At 44.9% G+C, this 15,861-nt stretch carries 13 protein-coding genes; 1 reads left to right on the plus strand and 12 read right to left on the minus strand.

Going from position 1 to position 15,861, the window contains the following annotated elements; all coding sequences use genetic code 11:
• Positions 1 to 7: 7 nt before the first annotated feature.
• The 12 genes from nuoL to hexA all read right to left on the minus strand — a co-directional run bounded on the left by nuoL (position 8) and on the right by hexA (position 13,650).
• Entirely contained in the window at positions 8 to 1,855 is a 1,848-nt protein-coding gene (gene nuoL / locus BDD30_RS03740; RefSeq protein ID WP_015833672.1) for an NADH-quinone oxidoreductase subunit L, read from the minus strand.
• Positions 1,852 to 2,154 carry an NADH-quinone oxidoreductase subunit NuoK gene (gene nuoK / locus BDD30_RS03745; RefSeq protein ID WP_015833671.1) on the minus strand — a complete coding sequence of 101 codons (303 nt, stop codon included), beginning with the start codon at positions 2,152 to 2,154 and terminating at the stop codon, positions 1,852 to 1,854. Before nuoK ends, nuoL begins: the two co-directional genes overlap by 4 nt.
• Complete coding sequence (nuoJ, locus tag BDD30_RS03750; protein ID WP_015833670.1) at positions 2,151 to 2,696, minus strand: NADH-quinone oxidoreductase subunit J; 546 nt, start codon at positions 2,694 to 2,696, stop codon at positions 2,151 to 2,153. The genes nuoK and nuoJ overlap by 4 nt, the downstream gene beginning before the upstream one ends.
• Positions 2,697 to 2,708: 12 nt before the next feature.
• Positions 2,709 to 3,251: an NADH-quinone oxidoreductase subunit NuoI gene (nuoI, locus tag BDD30_RS03755; protein WP_015833669.1), complete on the minus strand. Its 543-nt coding sequence runs from the start codon at positions 3,249 to 3,251 to the stop codon at positions 2,709 to 2,711.
• A 13-nt stretch (positions 3,252 to 3,264) separates the two neighbouring features.
• On the minus strand, positions 3,265 to 4,242 hold the full coding sequence (nuoH, locus tag BDD30_RS03760) for an NADH-quinone oxidoreductase subunit NuoH (RefSeq protein WP_015833668.1): 978 nt from the start codon (positions 4,240 to 4,242) through the stop codon (positions 3,265 to 3,267).
• Positions 4,239 to 6,965 (minus strand): NADH-quinone oxidoreductase subunit NuoG, encoded by a 2,727-nt coding sequence (nuoG, locus tag BDD30_RS03765; RefSeq protein ID WP_121302591.1) that lies wholly within the window; start codon positions 6,963 to 6,965, stop codon positions 4,239 to 4,241. Before nuoG ends, nuoH begins: the two co-directional genes overlap by 4 nt.
• Positions 6,966 to 7,040: 75 nt before the next feature.
• Positions 7,041 to 8,405: an NADH-quinone oxidoreductase subunit NuoF gene (gene nuoF, locus BDD30_RS03770; RefSeq protein ID WP_015833666.1), complete on the minus strand. Its 1,365-nt coding sequence runs from the start codon at positions 8,403 to 8,405 to the stop codon at positions 7,041 to 7,043.
• A complete protein-coding gene (gene nuoE, locus BDD30_RS03775; RefSeq protein ID WP_015833665.1) occupies positions 8,402 to 8,950 on the minus strand; it encodes an NADH-quinone oxidoreductase subunit NuoE in 549 nt (182 codons plus the stop codon). Before nuoE ends, nuoF begins: the two co-directional genes overlap by 4 nt.
• Before the next feature lie 2 nt (positions 8,951 to 8,952).
• Complete coding sequence (gene nuoC, locus BDD30_RS03780) at positions 8,953 to 10,752, minus strand: NADH-quinone oxidoreductase subunit C/D (protein WP_015833664.1); 1,800 nt, start codon at positions 10,750 to 10,752, stop codon at positions 8,953 to 8,955.
• A 121-nt stretch (positions 10,753 to 10,873) separates the two neighbouring features.
• Positions 10,874 to 11,548 (minus strand): NuoB/complex I 20 kDa subunit family protein, encoded by a 675-nt coding sequence (locus tag BDD30_RS03785; RefSeq protein WP_015833663.1) that lies wholly within the window; start codon positions 11,546 to 11,548, stop codon positions 10,874 to 10,876.
• Between the two features lie 16 nt (positions 11,549 to 11,564).
• Positions 11,565 to 12,014, minus strand: coding sequence for an NADH-quinone oxidoreductase subunit A (locus BDD30_RS03790; protein WP_015833662.1), 450 nt, complete (start codon positions 12,012 to 12,014; stop codon positions 11,565 to 11,567).
• Positions 12,015 to 12,720: 706 nt separating this feature from the next.
• Positions 12,721 to 13,650 (minus strand): transcriptional regulator HexA, encoded by a 930-nt coding sequence (hexA, locus tag BDD30_RS03795; RefSeq protein ID WP_015833660.1) that lies wholly within the window; start codon positions 13,648 to 13,650, stop codon positions 12,721 to 12,723.
• Between the two features lie 812 nt (positions 13,651 to 14,462).
• Here hexA and BDD30_RS03800 point away from each other — a divergent pair.
• Positions 14,463 to 15,677 (plus strand): pyridoxal phosphate-dependent aminotransferase, encoded by a 1,215-nt coding sequence (locus BDD30_RS03800; RefSeq protein ID WP_041381729.1) that lies wholly within the window; start codon positions 14,463 to 14,465, stop codon positions 15,675 to 15,677.
• Positions 15,678 to 15,861 lie beyond the last annotated feature (184 nt).

A 15,861-nucleotide genomic window follows, 5' to 3' on the forward strand; every position in this document is an offset into this window, starting at 1 on the left:
CCTTAAATTAAACCAGTAGCAGCAGAGCTAAAACCAGCACTGCACCCAACCCCATAGAGGCAACGTACCAACGGACCTGCCCGTTTTCACTCAAGCTAAGACCTTTGTTACTCCAGCGTGATAACACCGCCGGAATATTCATTAGTGAATTTAGCGGATCATTTCGCAATAAATGTGTAATGTTCTTGAATGGCTTAACAAATACCCAGTCATACAAAACATCAAAGCCCCAGGCATTAAACCACCATACAGACAGGAAACGGCCCGGAGAACTTTGTGCGACACCATTCACTAATCGACGTTTACCCAGATACAAGGCTACCGCCAGCAAAATACCGGCAACAGCAACCACACCGGAAATCACTTCCAGCATCATTTTTCCTGTATCACTCGTTACATGGTCTTCCGGCAACACACCTGCCAATGGTGGTACAATCAGCGCACCCACAAAGGTGGAGAGCACCAGTAGTACCAGTAATGGCAGATGATGGGTAATACCTTTAACAGGATGAGCTTTTGTTTTCGCTTCACCGTGGAACACAATGAAAATCATCCGGAAGGTATACAGAGACGTCATAAATGCACCAGCCAAACCTGCCAACATCAAGTTGATATGACCATGTGACATTGCTCCCCACAGAATTTCATCTTTACTGTAGAAACCAGCCGTGACAATGGGTAGTGCTGACAACGCCGCTCCACCAACCAAAAAGCAGATATAAACCAACGGAATGGATTTACGTAACCCACCCATTTTGAAAATATTCTGTTCGTGGTGACACGCCAGGATAACGGAGCCCGATGCCAGGAACAGCAGCGCTTTAAAGAATGCGTGAGTCATCAAGTGGAAGATTGCTGCATCCCACGCCTGAACACCCAACGCCAGGAACATGTATCCAATTTGGCTCATCGTTGAATAAGCCAATACACGTTTAATATCTGTCTGCACCAACGCAGCAAAACCAGCTAACACCAGAGTGACAGCACCGATAGTACCAACCAGTTGTAGGATCTCCGGCGCCATCAGGAACAGGCCATGGCTGCGAGCAATCAGATAAACCCCTGCGGTTACCATGGTTGCAGCGTGAATCAGCGCAGAAACTGGTGTCGGACCTGCCATCGCATCGGCCAACCAAGTTTGTAACGGCAACTGAGCTGATTTACCTACTGCACCACCCAATAACATCAGAGTTGCCCAGGTAATCACAGAAGAACCCGCTTCCAGATGTTGCGGAGCCAAAACCGCTAACTCCCGGAAGTTCAGTGTTCCCAGATTGTCATACAGAATGAACATGCCGATAGCCAGGAATACATCGCCTACACGAGTAACGACAAAGGCTTTCATTGCTGCCGCACCGTTTGCCGGGTTGGTATAGTAGAAGCCAATCAGTAAATAACTGCACAGCCCTACCCCTTCCCAACCGAGATACATTAGCATCAAGTTATCAGCCAGAACCAGTATCACCATGCTGGCAATAAACAGGTTGGTATAAGCAAAGAAACGAGAATACCCCTCTTCACCGCGCATATACCATGAGGCATACATATGGATCAGGAAGCCAACGCCTGTTACCACGCTCAACATGGTAAGAGACAAACCATCAAGAACCAGTGTGAAAGGGATACTAAAATTCCCGACTTCCATCCAGTTCCACAGGTTTTGGCTGTAAACCAGATCACCCGCCACATTCTGGCTGTTGAAATCAATAGCAACCCACAAAGTCACCAACGCCGCCAAACCAACAGAACTAACCCCGACGGTGGCTGATGTGTTTTCAGACCAGCGGCCACGGGAAAATGCCAACAGCAAAAATCCCAACAGTGGCAGCAGAATTGTTAAATAGAGTAAGTTCATCCGCGCATCTCACTGACTATATCAATATTCAGATTCTGGCGACGACGATAGAGCTGTAATAACAGCGCCAGGCCGATACTCGCCTCTGCTGCCGCCAAACTAATAGCCAGAATGAACATCACCTGACCATCTGGCTGACCCCAATAGCTGCCTACCACAACAAAAGCCAGCGCCGCAGCATTAATCATCACTTCCAGCCCAATTAACATAAATAACAGATTGCGGCGGATGATGAGTCCAGTCAGGCCCAGAACAAATAAAATTGCCGCCAAAATCAGGCCATGTTGAAGAGGTATCATGGTTGTTCCTCCGAATTTCGGTTGCTGAGCACTTCACCTTGTTTGTGTTCACGACCAATGTGATACGCCACCACCATACCAGCCAGTAACAGCAAAGAAGCCAGTTCAACGGCCAGTACATACGGACCAAACAAACTGATACCCACTTCTTTAGCGCTGATAACTTCACCCGTGATATTGTCAGCAATATTGCCATGAGAAACATTGATAATGGTGTACACAAGGATGACAAGCAGCACTGCTGACAATATGCCCGGACCAATCCAGGTACGCGGCTTCAGCCAGACACGCTCTTGTTCAACAACGGATTTGCCAAGGTTAAGCATCATCACCACGAAAACGAACAGCACCATAATGGCTCCGGCGTAGACGATGATTTCCAGCGCACCAGCAAAGTAAGCACCCAGCGAAAAAAACACCGCTGAAAGTGCTAGCAGAGAAACAATCAGATACAAAAGCGCATGTACCGGATTAGTGTGTGTAATTACCCTGATGGTTGCCAATATCGCAACCAGTCCAGCGGTATAAAACGTAAACTCCATGAATATCGCTCCTTACGGCAATAGACTTTTAACGTCGATGGGTTTCGCTTCATTGTCGGCTTCACCTTTTGATTTGCCGTCAATTGCCATACCTGTCTTACGGTAAAAGTTATAATCAGGATATTTACCTGGACCTGAAATTGTCAGGTCATCTTTTTCATACACCAAATCCTGACGCTTAAACTCACCCATTTCGAAATCCGGTGTTAATTGGATCGCTGTAGTCGGGCAAGCCTCTTCACACAGACCGCAAAAAATGCAGCGTGAGAAGTTAATGCGGAAAAATTCTGGATACCAGCGGCCATCTTTATGCTCAGCCTTTTGCAATGAGATACATCCCACTGGGCAAACTGCCGCGCAAAGGTTACAAGCAACACAACGCTCTTCACCGTCCGGATCGCGCGTTAGCACAATACGGCCACGGTAACGGGGTGGCAGATAAACCGGTTCCTCTGGATACATTTGGGTTTCGCGCTTATGAAAGGCATGCAGGCCAATCATCCAAATACTGCGTACCTGGGTGGCGAAACCAACCACTAACTCTTTCAATGTCATGGTTCTTCCCCCCTTATTGAGCGTTGTACAAAATCACTGCCGCAGTTGCCAGCAGGTTAAGTAAGGTTAACGGCAAACAGATCTTCCAGCCAAATGCCATTACCTGGTCATAACGTGGGCGCGGTAGAGATGCACGTATCAAGATGAACATCACCATAAAGAATGCTGTTTTCAGCGCAAACCAGACAAACGGCGGCAGGAATGGACCATGCCAACCACCAAAAAACATTGTCACAATCAGGGCAGAAACCGTGACAATACCGATATATTCACCAACGAAGAACAAACCAAACTTCATACCGGAATATTCAATGTGGTAACCATCAGCCAACTCCTGCTCTGCTTCCGGCTGGTCAAATGGGTGACGGTGACACACCGCCACGCCAGCGATAGCAAAAGTCAGGAAACCAAAAAATTGAGGAATGATATTCCACATATTTTCCTGTGCATTGACGATATCCACCATATTGAAGGAATCTGCCTGAGCAACAACGCCCATAAAAGAGAGACCAATAAACACTTCATAACTCAGTGTCTGTGCAGAAGCACGCATCGCACCCAGCAACGAGTATTTATTATTACTTGACCATCCAGCAAACAGAACCGCATAGACAGCCAAACCTGCCATCATCATGAAGAACAAAATACCGATGTTCAGATCGGCTGCCATCCAAGTCGGGGTGATCGGCACAATGGCAAATGCAAGCAACAGAGAAACAAAACCAATAACCGGCGCTAAGGTAAAGATCAGTCTGTCAGCAAAACGGGGGACCCAATCTTCCTTGAAGAACATTTTGATCATGTCAGCGACTATCTGTAATGATCCCCCCCAACCTACGCGGTTTGGCCCATAACGGTTCTGAAATAACCCTAGCAAACGACGCTCACCAAAGCTCATCAATGCCCCACAAGCAACCACTACTAACAGGATCACGACTGCCTTTAGAATAGCAATCAGCACATCAATAACTTCAGGGGTTAACCAACTCATTGTGCAACCTCCCGCAGATTATTTACTGAAACACCCGCCATTACCGGAGGAATACCCGGCATTCCCATTGGCAAACCAATCTGCCCCTGAACAAGATTTTCACTCAAGCGGACTGCCAGACGCAGTTGCTGACCAAAACAATCAAATTCCAGAACAGAACCCGTTTTCACACCCAGTTGATCCGCATCTTTACTATTGAGCATCACATAAGGCTCCGGCATACGTTCCTGAATCACATCAGAACGCTGGGTTAATTCCTCACTGCCAAACAAGTGGTGGTAAGGAGCAACTGTCCATTGGTTATCCTGTGCAGTAAATTTCGTCGGAATCTGATCAAAGTAGTTCAGCCCACCGTCAGTCGTTTCAATCAAACGGATACCGGGATCACCAAAACGCAGATGCCCCCCCACTTCCGACTGGAATTTATTCCAAGCCTGCGGTGAGTTCCAGCCCGGTGCCCAAGCAAACGGAACTTGTTGACGGAATGCATCAGGGCTATTGTTACCTTCCATCGAGAAAGCAAACGGTGAATCAATATCCTGCGGCTGACGTTGCTCATGCACACTAAGATTTGCCAGCATAGCGGTACGACCACTGTAACGATGCGGTGAACGCGCCAATTTCTGACCGCGAATACGGAATGTAGAATCTGGTGCCGCATCAACAATGCCTTTAAGTTGTGGCATCACTGCAACACAGGCATCAATCACATGGTCGAGTTGAGTCCAGTCCAAATGACGCTCAGTATAAGTTGCATGCAAAGAGTGTAACCAACGCCAACTCTCTAGCATCACCACCGATTTGTCATAGAAAGAGGGTTCGAACACCTGGAAATAACGCTGCGCCCGGCCTTCCTGATTCACCAATGTACCGTCACTTTCTGCAAAGCTGGAAGCCGGAAGAATCAAATGAGCTTTATCCATGATAGCAGTGCGCTGATGGTCAACTACAACCAGGTTTTTCAAATTATTTAGGGCATTGTCTACCTGATCCGCGGCGGCATGCCGATAGAGATCATTTTCCATCACAATAGCAGTATCAGATTTACCACTGTTTATACGTTGCAAGGCAGCATCCAGTGGCTGAGCCTCCATCATTGCCAACCCAATGCTATTTGCATAAATGGCAACAAACGACAGCCCTACATCTGAACCTTTGTCTTTCAGTGCCCAAGCAACATTAGCTGCCGCCTGAATAATAGCGTCACTACCAACGTTACTACCGCTGATAATCAGTGGTTTCTTCGCGCCAATCAATGCCTGCGCAACCATATCCACTTTAGCTTTCAGTTCATCGGGCAGATTTTCAACCGCCGGCGCAGTATTATCCAATGCATGCGCGACTGCAAAACCAAAACGAGCCTGATCATCAATCGGTGCACGATAATTCCACGCGGCGATATCATCCAGACGAGTATCATCTACGTTAGTCACAAACAGAGGATATTTAGCACGCTGACCAATATTCATCACCGCAGCAATCTGCCAGTCAGCGACTTTCTGGGCTGCCGCCATTTCACGGGCTTTGCCTTTCACTGCCTGACGAACAGACAGTGCCATACGAGCACCAGTTTGCGTTAAATCCTCACCTAAAATCAGCACTGCATCATAGCTTTCAATTTCACGCAGTGACGGAGTATAAACACCACCTTGCTGAAGAATTTCCAGCATCATATCAAGGCGGTGCTGTTCAGCAGCAGAGATTCCGCTATAGAAGTTTTCCGCCCCCACTAGCTCACGCAATGCAAAATTACTTTCTAGGCTGGCACGAGGTGAGCCGATACCAATAGCATTTTTGGCCTGGCGTAAAATATCTGCCCCACCCTGCATTGCCTGTTCAGCGTTAAGTGCGATCCAGTGATCACCACGCAATTGCTGGGGCTGACGAGGCCGATCTTTACGGTTCACATAACCATAACCGAAACGACCGCGGTCACACATAAAATAGTGGTTTACCGTACCGTTATAACGGTTCTCGATACGGCGTAATTCACCATAACGCTCCCCTGGACTGGTGTTACAACCGATGCTGCACTGCTGGCAGATGCTTGGCGCAAATTGCATATCCCATTTCCGGTTATAACGCTCGGAATGGGTTTTATCAGTGAATACCCCGGTTGGACAGATTTCTACCAGGTTACCGGAGAATTCGCTTTCCAGAGTGCCGCTTTCAGGGCGACCAAAATAGACGTTATCATGAGCGCCATAGACACCAAAATCAGTGCCATCAGCATAGTCTTTGTAATAGCGCACACAACGATAACAGGCAATACAACGGTTCATTTCATGAGAAATAAACGGCCCGAGTTCCTGGTTGTTATGAGTACGCTTAGTGAAACGGTATTTACGGAATGTATGACCAGTCATCACAGTCATATCCTGCAAATGGCAGTTGCCCCCTTCTTCACACACAGGACAATCGTGCGGATGGTTAGTCATTAACCACTCAACCACACTCTCACGGAACTGTTTAGCCTCTTCATCATCAATAGAGATAAAGGTGCCATCCATTGCCGGAGTCATACAGGACATAATCAGACGACCGCGCGTATCATTCTCATTTTGGTATTGCTTTACCGCACACTGGCGGCAAGCGCCAACGCTTCCCAGCGCTGGATGCCAGCAAAAATAAGGAATATCTAGCCCTAAAGAGAGGCAAGCTTGTAACAGGTTATCAGCCCCGTCTACATCATATTTTTTGCCGTCTACATGTATCGTAGCCATAGTCAGCATGCTTCCAAGTGACCTGCTTTTCAGCAAGTGTTAATCAAAAATTCTGCTAATTTCGTGAAAAATCCGTTACCAACGCTGCTTTAGCAGGTTTGACTGGATACCCGCAATCAGATGGGTGTTTCCATAGTCTTTGGTTACAATTCCAGCCTCGAATTCATCACGGAAATATTTGATGGCACTCTGTAATGGTTCCACCGCTCCCGGTGCGTGGGCACAGAATGTATTACCCGGCCCAAGGAAGCGACAGAGCTGCTCCAGCGTTTCGATATCCCCTGGTTGCCCTTCTCCACGCTCTATTGCGCGCAGAATTTTCACACTCCATGGCAATCCGTCACGGCACGGTGTACACCAACCGCAGGATTCACGGGAAAAGAACTCTTCAAGGTTACGCGTCAGAGAAACCATGTTAATTTCATGGTCAACTGCCATTGCTAGTGCAGTTCCCAGACGGCTACCCGCTTTAGCGATATTTTCGAAATCCATTGGCAGATCCAAATGTTCAGCAGTCAAAAAATCTGTTCCTGCACCACCGGGTTGCCATGCTTTGAATTTCAGGCCGTCACGCATACCACCAGCATAATCTTCAAGAATTTCACGAGCTGTAATACCGAATGGCAATTCCCACAACCCCGGATTTTTCACCCGACCAGAGAAACCCATCAGTTTGGTACCGGCATCTTTGCTTTTGCCAGCACTTAAGCCGATATACCACTCTTTACCGTATTCAAGAATTGAGGGGACATTACACAAGGTTTCAACATTGTTAACGCAAGTCGGCTTACCCCATACGCCAGAAGTGGCTGGAAATGGCGGTTTTGAGCGAGGATTAGCTCGGCGACCTTCTAATGAATTAATCAGCGCTGTTTCTTCACCACAGATATAGCGCCCAGCGCCGGTATGAACAAACAGCTCAAAATCAAAACCGCTGCCCATAATGTTTTTGCCCAGTAAACCTGCTGCTTTAGCTTCTTCAATGGCTTTACGCAGATGCACAGCTGCTTCCACATATTCACCACGCAAGAAGATATAACCACGATAAGCTTTCAGAGCAAATGCACTAATCAGCATTCCTTCTACCAGCAGGTGAGGAAGTTGCTCCATTAGCAAGCGGTCTTTATAGGTACCTGGCTCCATTTCATCTGCGTTACATAGCAGATAACGGATATTCATGCTTTCATCTTTTGGCATCAGACTCCACTTCAGACCAGTGGAGAAACCTGCTCCACCGCGGCCTTTCAGCCCGGCATCTTTTACCAGAGAAACGACTTCATTCGGAGTCATGCTTTTCAGTGCTTTTTCAGCACCGCGATAACCGCTTTTACTACGGTATTCATCCAACCACACCGGCTGTTTGTCGTCACGCAAGCGCCAGGTAAGAGGGTGGTTTTCCGCAGTACGGACAATTTCTTTTATTCCTGAATATGTTGTCATGGATACTGCTCCAATAACTTCTCGATCTCTTCAGGTTTTACAGAACTGTGAGTATCGTCATCGATCATCATGGTCGGACCTTTATCACAGTTACCCAGACAACACGTTGGCAACAGCGTAAAACGCCCGTCTTGTGTAGTCTGCCCTGGACAGATATTCAGATGTTTTTCAATCGCAGCCTGAACATCCTGATAACCAGTAATATGGCAAACTACACTGTCACAATAACGGATAATGTGACGGCCCACTGGCTGGCGATAAATCTGGCTGTAGAACGTTGCCACACCTTCAACATCACTGGCTGGAATACCAAGAACATCAGCAATCGCATAAATGGCACCATCTGGCACCCAACCACGATGTTTCTGCACAATTTTCAATGCTTCAATAGAAGCCGCGCGCGGATCTTCGTAGTGGTGTTTTTCCTGCTCAATAGCATCGTGCTCTTCAACACTCAGTACAAAATTTGCTTTTGCCTGAGACTCTGTCACGTTAACCACATCAAGGCGCGCCTGTTGATCATTCGCGTTAATTTCACTTTGCATAGTTAGCGATCCACATCAGACATAACAAAATCGATACTGCCCAGATATACGATCAGGTCAGAAACCAAACTACCGCGGATTACCGAAGGAATCTGCTGCAAATGCGGATAACTTGGTGTACGGATACGAGTACGATAACTCATGGTACTGCCGTCACTGGTCAGATAGTAACTATTGATACCCTTGGTTGCTTCAATCATCTGGAAAGACTCATTGGCTGGCATTACCGGCCCCCATGACACTTGTAGGAAGTGGTTAATCATGGTTTCAATATGCTGCAAAGTACGCTCTTTTGGTGGTGGAGTCGTTAGTGGATGATCTGCTTTAAATGGACCTTCAGGCATATTGTCCAGACACTGTCTCAGAATACGCAGGCTTTGACGAACTTCCTCTACTTTCAGCATCACACGATCATAGCAGTCGCCGTTATTGCCAATTGGCACTTCGAAGTCAAAGTTTTCATAACCCGAGTATGGACGCCATTTACGCACATCAAATGCAACACCCGTTGCTCGTAAGCCAGCTCCCGTCGTACCCCAGTCAAGAGCTTGTTTAGAATTATAGGCCGCAACACCTATAGAACGACCTTTCAGGATGCTATTCTTCAGCGCCGCTTTCACGTAGGAATCAAGACGTTTAGGCAACCAGTCCAGCAACTCGCGTAACAATCTATCCCAGCCACGCGGCAAGTCATGAGCAACGCCGCCAATGCGGAACCATGCTGGATGCATACGGAAACCAGTAATCGCCTCCACCAGATCATAAATCTTCTGGCGATCAGTAAAGGCGAAGAATACGGGGGTCATCCCGCCAACGTCCTGGATAAACGTCGAGATATACAACAGATGGCTGTTAATCCGGAATAATTCCGATAACATAACACGAATGGTTTTCACCCGGTCCGGCACTTCAATACCAGCTAGTTTTTCCACTGCCAGTACATAAGGCATTTCATTAACACAACCACCCAGGTATTCGATGCGGTCTGTATAGGGGATATAGCTATGCCAAGATTGGCGTTCACCCATTTTTTCCGCACCGCGATGATGGTAACCGACATCAGGTACACAATCGACAATCTCTTCGCCATCCAACTGAAGAATAATACGAAATGCACCATGAGAAGAGGGATGGTTAGGACCAAGGTTAAGGAACATGAAGTCCTCATTCTCAGTACCGCGCTTCATCCCCCACTCTTCTGGCTTGAAAGTCAGCGCTTCCATTTCCAGATCTTCTTTCTGTTTGGTCAGCTCGAAGGGACTAAATTCTGTCGCACGGGCCGGATAATCCTTACGCAACGGATGCCCTTCCCAAGTCGGTGGCATCATAATGCGGCGTAGATTCGGATGGCCATTAAAAACAATCCCGAACATTTCCCATGTTTCGCGCTCATACCAGTTGGCATTTGGGAACAAAGGAGTGGCAGTCGGGAGGTTCAGGTCTTTCTCATTAAGCGCAACTTTCAACATGATGTCACGATTACGCTCAATAGAAAGAAGGTGATAAAACACAGAAAAGTCCGCATCTGGCAGACCCTGGCGGTGAGTGCGCTGGCGTTCATCCATGCCATGCAAATCAAATAGCATGACATAAGGTTTAGGCAGCTTCTTCAGGAAAATCATTACTTCCAGTAATTGTTCACGCTTCACCCAGACAACCGGTATACCGGTACGAGTTGGCTGAACAGTAAAGGCATCCGGGCCAAAATGGTTACGCAGTTCGCTCACAACCGGATCATCAAGATGGTCATGAGTTTGCCACGCAGGCCGGGCGCTTTCTTGCGCTATCTGATCTATCATCATTTTTCACCACAACGCTTTGATCAGTGTTTGTTTTGATCAGGATTTAGTATCGCAACACATTGCTCTGGTTACATTCATTAGGCTATTTTTAATAAATGCCTACTGCCGAAAAGACAGATTCTTAAACTTCATCTGGTGTACGCAGATTTTTCACCGCAATACGTTCCCCGTGCTTACGTTCTCTTTCTGACTGCATATTGGCACGATAAACCCCTTGATCTCCCACTACCCAAGATAATGGGCGGCGCTCTTTGCCGATAGACTCCTGTAACAACAACAGAGCTTGCATGTAAGCTTCAGGGCGGGGGGGACAACCAGGAATATAAACATCAACGGGAATGAACTTATCGACTCCTTGAACCACAGAGTAAATATCGTACATACCACCAGAGTTGGCACAAGCTCCCATAGAGATAACCCACTTCGGCTCAAGCATCTGGTCATAAAGGCGCTGAATAACCGGAGCCATTTTGGTAAAGCAGGTTCCAGCAACCACCATAAAATCAGCCTGACGGGGCGATGCACGTAAAACTTCAGCACCAAAACGGGCGACGTCATGAACGGCAGTGAATGACGTCGCCATTTCCACATAACAACAGGAAAGACCAAAGTTATAGGGCCACAGGGAGTTTTTACGTCCCCAATTCACCAAATCATGCAGAGCATGCTCCAGTTTGCCCATGTAAACACTACGGTGGACATGTTGCTCTAGTGGGTCAGCGACAATTTCCTGTTTTTGCAGGGGATAACGGTCATTCTCACCGTTCGGATCTATGCGGGTGAGCGTATAATCCATCTTTAATGCCTCGCTATTACTGCGGATGACTGTTATTAGTGTTAATCACAACGCTTGGTTTATTTACCTGGCGATTTGATCGGGATGGCGTCCAATTCAGCGCACCGATACGTACCAGATAGAGCAAGCCTGCCAGTAACACTAAAATGAAAATACTTGCTTCAATAAAGCCTAACCAGCCACTCTCTTTAATAGAGACTGACCATGCATATAAGAACAAAGCTTCAACATCGAAGATGACGAAGAACATGGCGACCAGATAGAACTTTGCCGACATGCGGAGACGAGCACTGCCGACAGAGTCGATACCTGATTCATAAGGGATGTGTTTTGCCCGGGCTTTAGCTTTCCCGCCTAAGAAAAACGCGCCTAACAGCATCAAAGCACACAGACCGAAAGCACCTAAAAGAAATACCGCGAATGCCCAGTGATGGGCAAAGAGTTCAGTGGATGTTGACATACTCATTGCTTACTCATCAAAAGTGGTGTCAAAAGTGTCTGCTCTTCTGTCTGGCAGTGTTGCACCACATCGATTCAAGGGAAGGGGTAACAACCAAATCTGAAACACTGCTAATCAATGATTGATGGAGTGAATCTTCTTGGTTTTTACTCCTCTCAACAATATTTTGTCTGTTATGACAAAATTAATCTAACATTTATTTACAAATCGCGAACTTGATCTTAACGCATTATGTTATCACGCTGCTAAAACGTGTCAGTCAGCCAACACATGAATAGCCGCGGAAGCTAGTTTAACCGATAACTCGCTTTTACTACATCATTATCTCAGGAAAAACCTGCCTTTCCACTGTCTTGTAGGGAATATTTCTTTGATCAAGTACACAATTTGGCAGAAAAAAATTTGAATGCTGATGATAATTCATTCAAATCTGAAGAAATTATATTTTCTTACGCATCGATAAGAGAAAAGTTCCAATTAACTATAGAAATTCTTATTTTATCAATTTAGCAAATTATTACCTTGTTAACAAAATAACATTTTTTTAACCAAATCAGAGCGGCATCAGGAAAAAAGCTACCGTATATTCAGCAATTGGTATAACGGTAAAAGAGGTATGTTTAGTTGATAATTACTTATAAATATATTTGGGATGCTAATACCTCCTTGTCATCCATAATGGAGGCATTAGCAAAGATATGTGTTTCAGATATTACTCTTCAATAATATCTTCATCATCAGAAGGTTCATCAGAAACGCTAGATATCGTGTACGGTGTTTTCTTATTCTCTATTGCACTAAAGACAGTTAGAACAGATTCATTCTGTTCATTACTGTGTCTATATAGAGAGAACTGCGTTTCAGGTAAACGTGGAAGCCCTTCACTCTCACCTAAAATACGCAAATCAGCATTTTGCATTTCCAAAGGACGAGCGGTAATCCCTACTTCCGCATTAACTGCCGTGCGAACCGCAGACAAAGAAGCCGCTTCATAAGCAATACGCCACGACACTCCCACCTCATCCAGTGTATCCAATGCTAACTGGCGAAATGGGTTAGTTTCATCCATCACAACCAGCGGAACAGGCTCGTTTGGCTGTAACTGGAAATCCGGAGCACAATGCCATAATACCGGGGTTGAGCGCAAAACAGTCCTTGGGTGGTGACTGATCTTTGCGGTGGTCAGTGCCAAATCGATCTCATGGTTATCCAGCATACTTTCAATAAATTGAGTTCGTTTTATACGAACATCTATTGCCATACGCGGATAAACGGAAGCGATACGATTTAACAAAAAAGGGAGCAGTGTATCCACAGTGTCATCGGATGCACCAATTCTCAACTCACCTTCTGCATCGCTATAGGTTAATGATGCGCTGGCATCATCATTAGCGCGCAGAATTTGTCTTGCATAACCAAGAAGTTGAAGACCATGCTCTGTAAGAAGCTTATTACGGCCATGGCGGGCAAATAGCTCTCTGCCTACCAACTGCTCCAAACGTTGCATTTGCTGACTTACAGCCGATTGCGTTCTGCATACTGCTGCTGCTGCTGCTGCAAAAGTATTTAAATCAGCAACAGCAACAAAAGTTCTTAGCAGATCGAGATCGAGATTCATTATCGGACGATTTGCATTTATCATTGTTTATTCATCACTTTTTTTTGATTTTAATTACTAACTAACCTGGTGTTTTTACGTAAGCACTATCAAATTAAATAACATCACTTTAGACAGTACTCTACTCTATTAAATAGGGCAAAGACTTACTGCTGTTTTTTTACCTATTGAACCCATTGTGGGGTTTTATTTTCTCCTCTTCTTCGCAAAAGTTACTCGGATTCCTAAATAAATTGAGGACAATCCCTATTTACAACACCCTATATGTGATTTCTAGTTTGGTTATTTTGTTTTCTGACTCACGTCAAAGAATAACATAAGTTATATCAGAAAAACTAAATATAAAGTAAAAATCTTCAATATTGTTAATGTTTAATAATCCTATTCAGATAAATTTACAACTAGTTTCTAGAAATGCTCAAAAATATTGTTCGATCTTTCTAAAATATATAGTCCTGAATTGCTAATTCAAGTTAAATCTTATACATAAGAATAAATTATACAAACACAATAATTTTTATTGGCAAATTGAGCTATGTGCATTTTCTCCCCATAATCACCGAGACATACGGCTTTAACGTTAAAAACACTTCAGATCCACACCAAAAAACGGCAACAATCAAGAATATAATTTCAATTAAATTAATGAATTAAGAATTTAACACCAACATAATCAACATAAAAAGATACTAAAACAACAACATCCTTGCTAAAACAATCATTTTAACCGAATATATCAACACATCTTCAAAACATCAGGGCGGGAGAGTACATTAAATGTTACACGCTATATGTTAAAGAACCCATTTTTTACCAAAATTAAGGCAAGACTCTCTATGCTAGCAGTTAAGAAATCCAGCAAGCTGGATAATGTTTGTTATGACATCCGCGGGCCAGTGCTCAAGGAAGCTAAACGCCTTGAAGAAGAAGGTAATAAAGTCCTTAAATTAAATATTGGTAACCCTGCGCCTTTTGGTTTTGAAGCACCAGATGAAATCTTAGTAGATGTTATCCGTAACTTACCAACAGCGCAGGGTTATTCAGATTCAAAAGGTTTGTATTCTGCACGCAAAGCTATCATGCAACATTATCAAGCCCGCAATATGCTGGATGTGAGTGTTGAAGATATTTATATCGGAAATGGTGTTTCTGAATTAATCGTCCAGGCAATGCAAGCATTACTAAATACCGGCGATGAAATGCTTGTTCCTGCTCCTGATTATCCTCTTTGGACTGCTGCTGTTTCACTTTCTAGTGGTAAAGCAGTACATTATATGTGCGATGAAAGTTCAGATTGGTTTCCTGACTTAGATGATATTCGTAACAAAATTACTCCCCGTACACGTGGAATCGTGATTATTAACCCTAATAATCCAACGGGTGCTGTATATAGTAAAGAATTGTTGTTGGAAGTTGTTGAAATAGCGCGTCAACATAATTTAATCATTTTTGCTGATGAGATTTACGACAAAATCTTATATGACGATGCAGAGCATCATTCAATTGCCGCACTCGCCCCTGATCTATTAACGGTAACGTTTAACGGGTTATCTAAAACATATCGCGTTGCAGGTTTTCGTCAAGGTTGGATGGTATTAAACGGTCCGAAGAAGCACGCTAAAAGTTATATTGAAGGCTTAGAAATGCTGGCATCAATGCGCTTGTGTGCAAATGTGCCAATGCAGCACGCGATTCAAACCGCCTTAGGCGGTTACCAGAGTATCAGTGAATTCATTTTACCTGGCGGTCGCTTATATGAGCAGCGTAACCGTGCATGGGAATTAATTAATCAAATCCCTGGCGTTTCCTGTGTGAAACCCAAAGGGGCTTTATATATGTTCCCGAAAATTGATGCGAAACGTTTTAACGTCCATGATGATCAGAAAATGGTGCTCGACCTCTTATTACAGGAAAAGGTTTTATTAGTGCAGGGAACTGCATTTAACTGGCCGGAACCGGATCATTTCCGCATAGTAACATTGCCAAGACTTGATGAATTGGAAGTAGCGATTCAGAAATTCGCCCGATTTATTGGCAATTATCATCAATAAAGAAATCAGAATCGTTTGCTAAAACGTAAAATCTCACTGATAACGGACATTATTCATACCAGAGTCTTATCAGCTGTATTAAGAAAACCCACTTCTACTACTACAGCTGATAAATTCATTTACTTAGCTCTTCCTGGCTGACGAAAATATCACCTACCAGATAGGAATCCTTGATAGCCATTTC

Source organism: Photorhabdus asymbiotica, from assembly GCF_003634575.1.
Taxonomy (GTDB): domain Bacteria; phylum Pseudomonadota; class Gammaproteobacteria; order Enterobacterales; family Enterobacteriaceae; genus Photorhabdus; species Photorhabdus asymbiotica.

Excerpts from the sequence above, each read along its gene's own strand:
- nuoL (WP_015833672.1), bottom strand. The coding sequence starts at position 1,855 with ATGAACTTACTCTATTTAACAATTCTGCTGCCACTGTTGGGATTTTTG.
- nuoK (WP_015833671.1), bottom strand. The coding sequence starts at position 2,154 with ATGATACCTCTTCAACATGGCCTGATTTTGGCGGCAATTTTATTTGTT.
- nuoJ (WP_015833670.1), bottom strand. The coding sequence starts at position 2,696 with ATGGAGTTTACGTTTTATACCGCTGGACTGGTTGCGATATTGGCAACC.
- nuoI (WP_015833669.1), bottom strand. The coding sequence starts at position 3,251 with ATGACATTGAAAGAGTTAGTGGTTGGTTTCGCCACCCAGGTACGCAGT.
- nuoH (WP_015833668.1), bottom strand. The coding sequence starts at position 4,242 with ATGAGTTGGTTAACCCCTGAAGTTATTGATGTGCTGATTGCTATTCTA.
- nuoG (WP_121302591.1), bottom strand. The coding sequence starts at position 6,965 with ATGGCTACGATACATGTAGACGGCAAAAAATATGATGTAGACGGGGCT.
- nuoF (WP_015833666.1), bottom strand. The coding sequence starts at position 8,405 with ATGACAACATATTCAGGAATAAAAGAAATTGTCCGTACTGCGGAAAAC.
- nuoE (WP_015833665.1), bottom strand. The coding sequence starts at position 8,950 with ATGCAAAGTGAAATTAACGCGAATGATCAACAGGCGCGCCTTGATGTG.
- nuoC (WP_015833664.1), bottom strand. The coding sequence starts at position 10,752 with ATGATGATAGATCAGATAGCGCAAGAAAGCGCCCGGCCTGCGTGGCAA.
- BDD30_RS03785 (WP_015833663.1), bottom strand. The coding sequence starts at position 11,548 with ATGGATTATACGCTCACCCGCATAGATCCGAACGGTGAGAATGACCGT.
- BDD30_RS03790 (WP_015833662.1), bottom strand. The coding sequence starts at position 12,014 with ATGAGTATGTCAACATCCACTGAACTCTTTGCCCATCACTGGGCATTC.
- hexA (WP_015833660.1), bottom strand. The coding sequence starts at position 13,650 with ATGATAAATGCAAATCGTCCGATAATGAATCTCGATCTCGATCTGCTA.
- BDD30_RS03800 (WP_041381729.1), top strand. The coding sequence starts at position 14,463 with ATGCTAGCAGTTAAGAAATCCAGCAAGCTGGATAATGTTTGTTATGAC.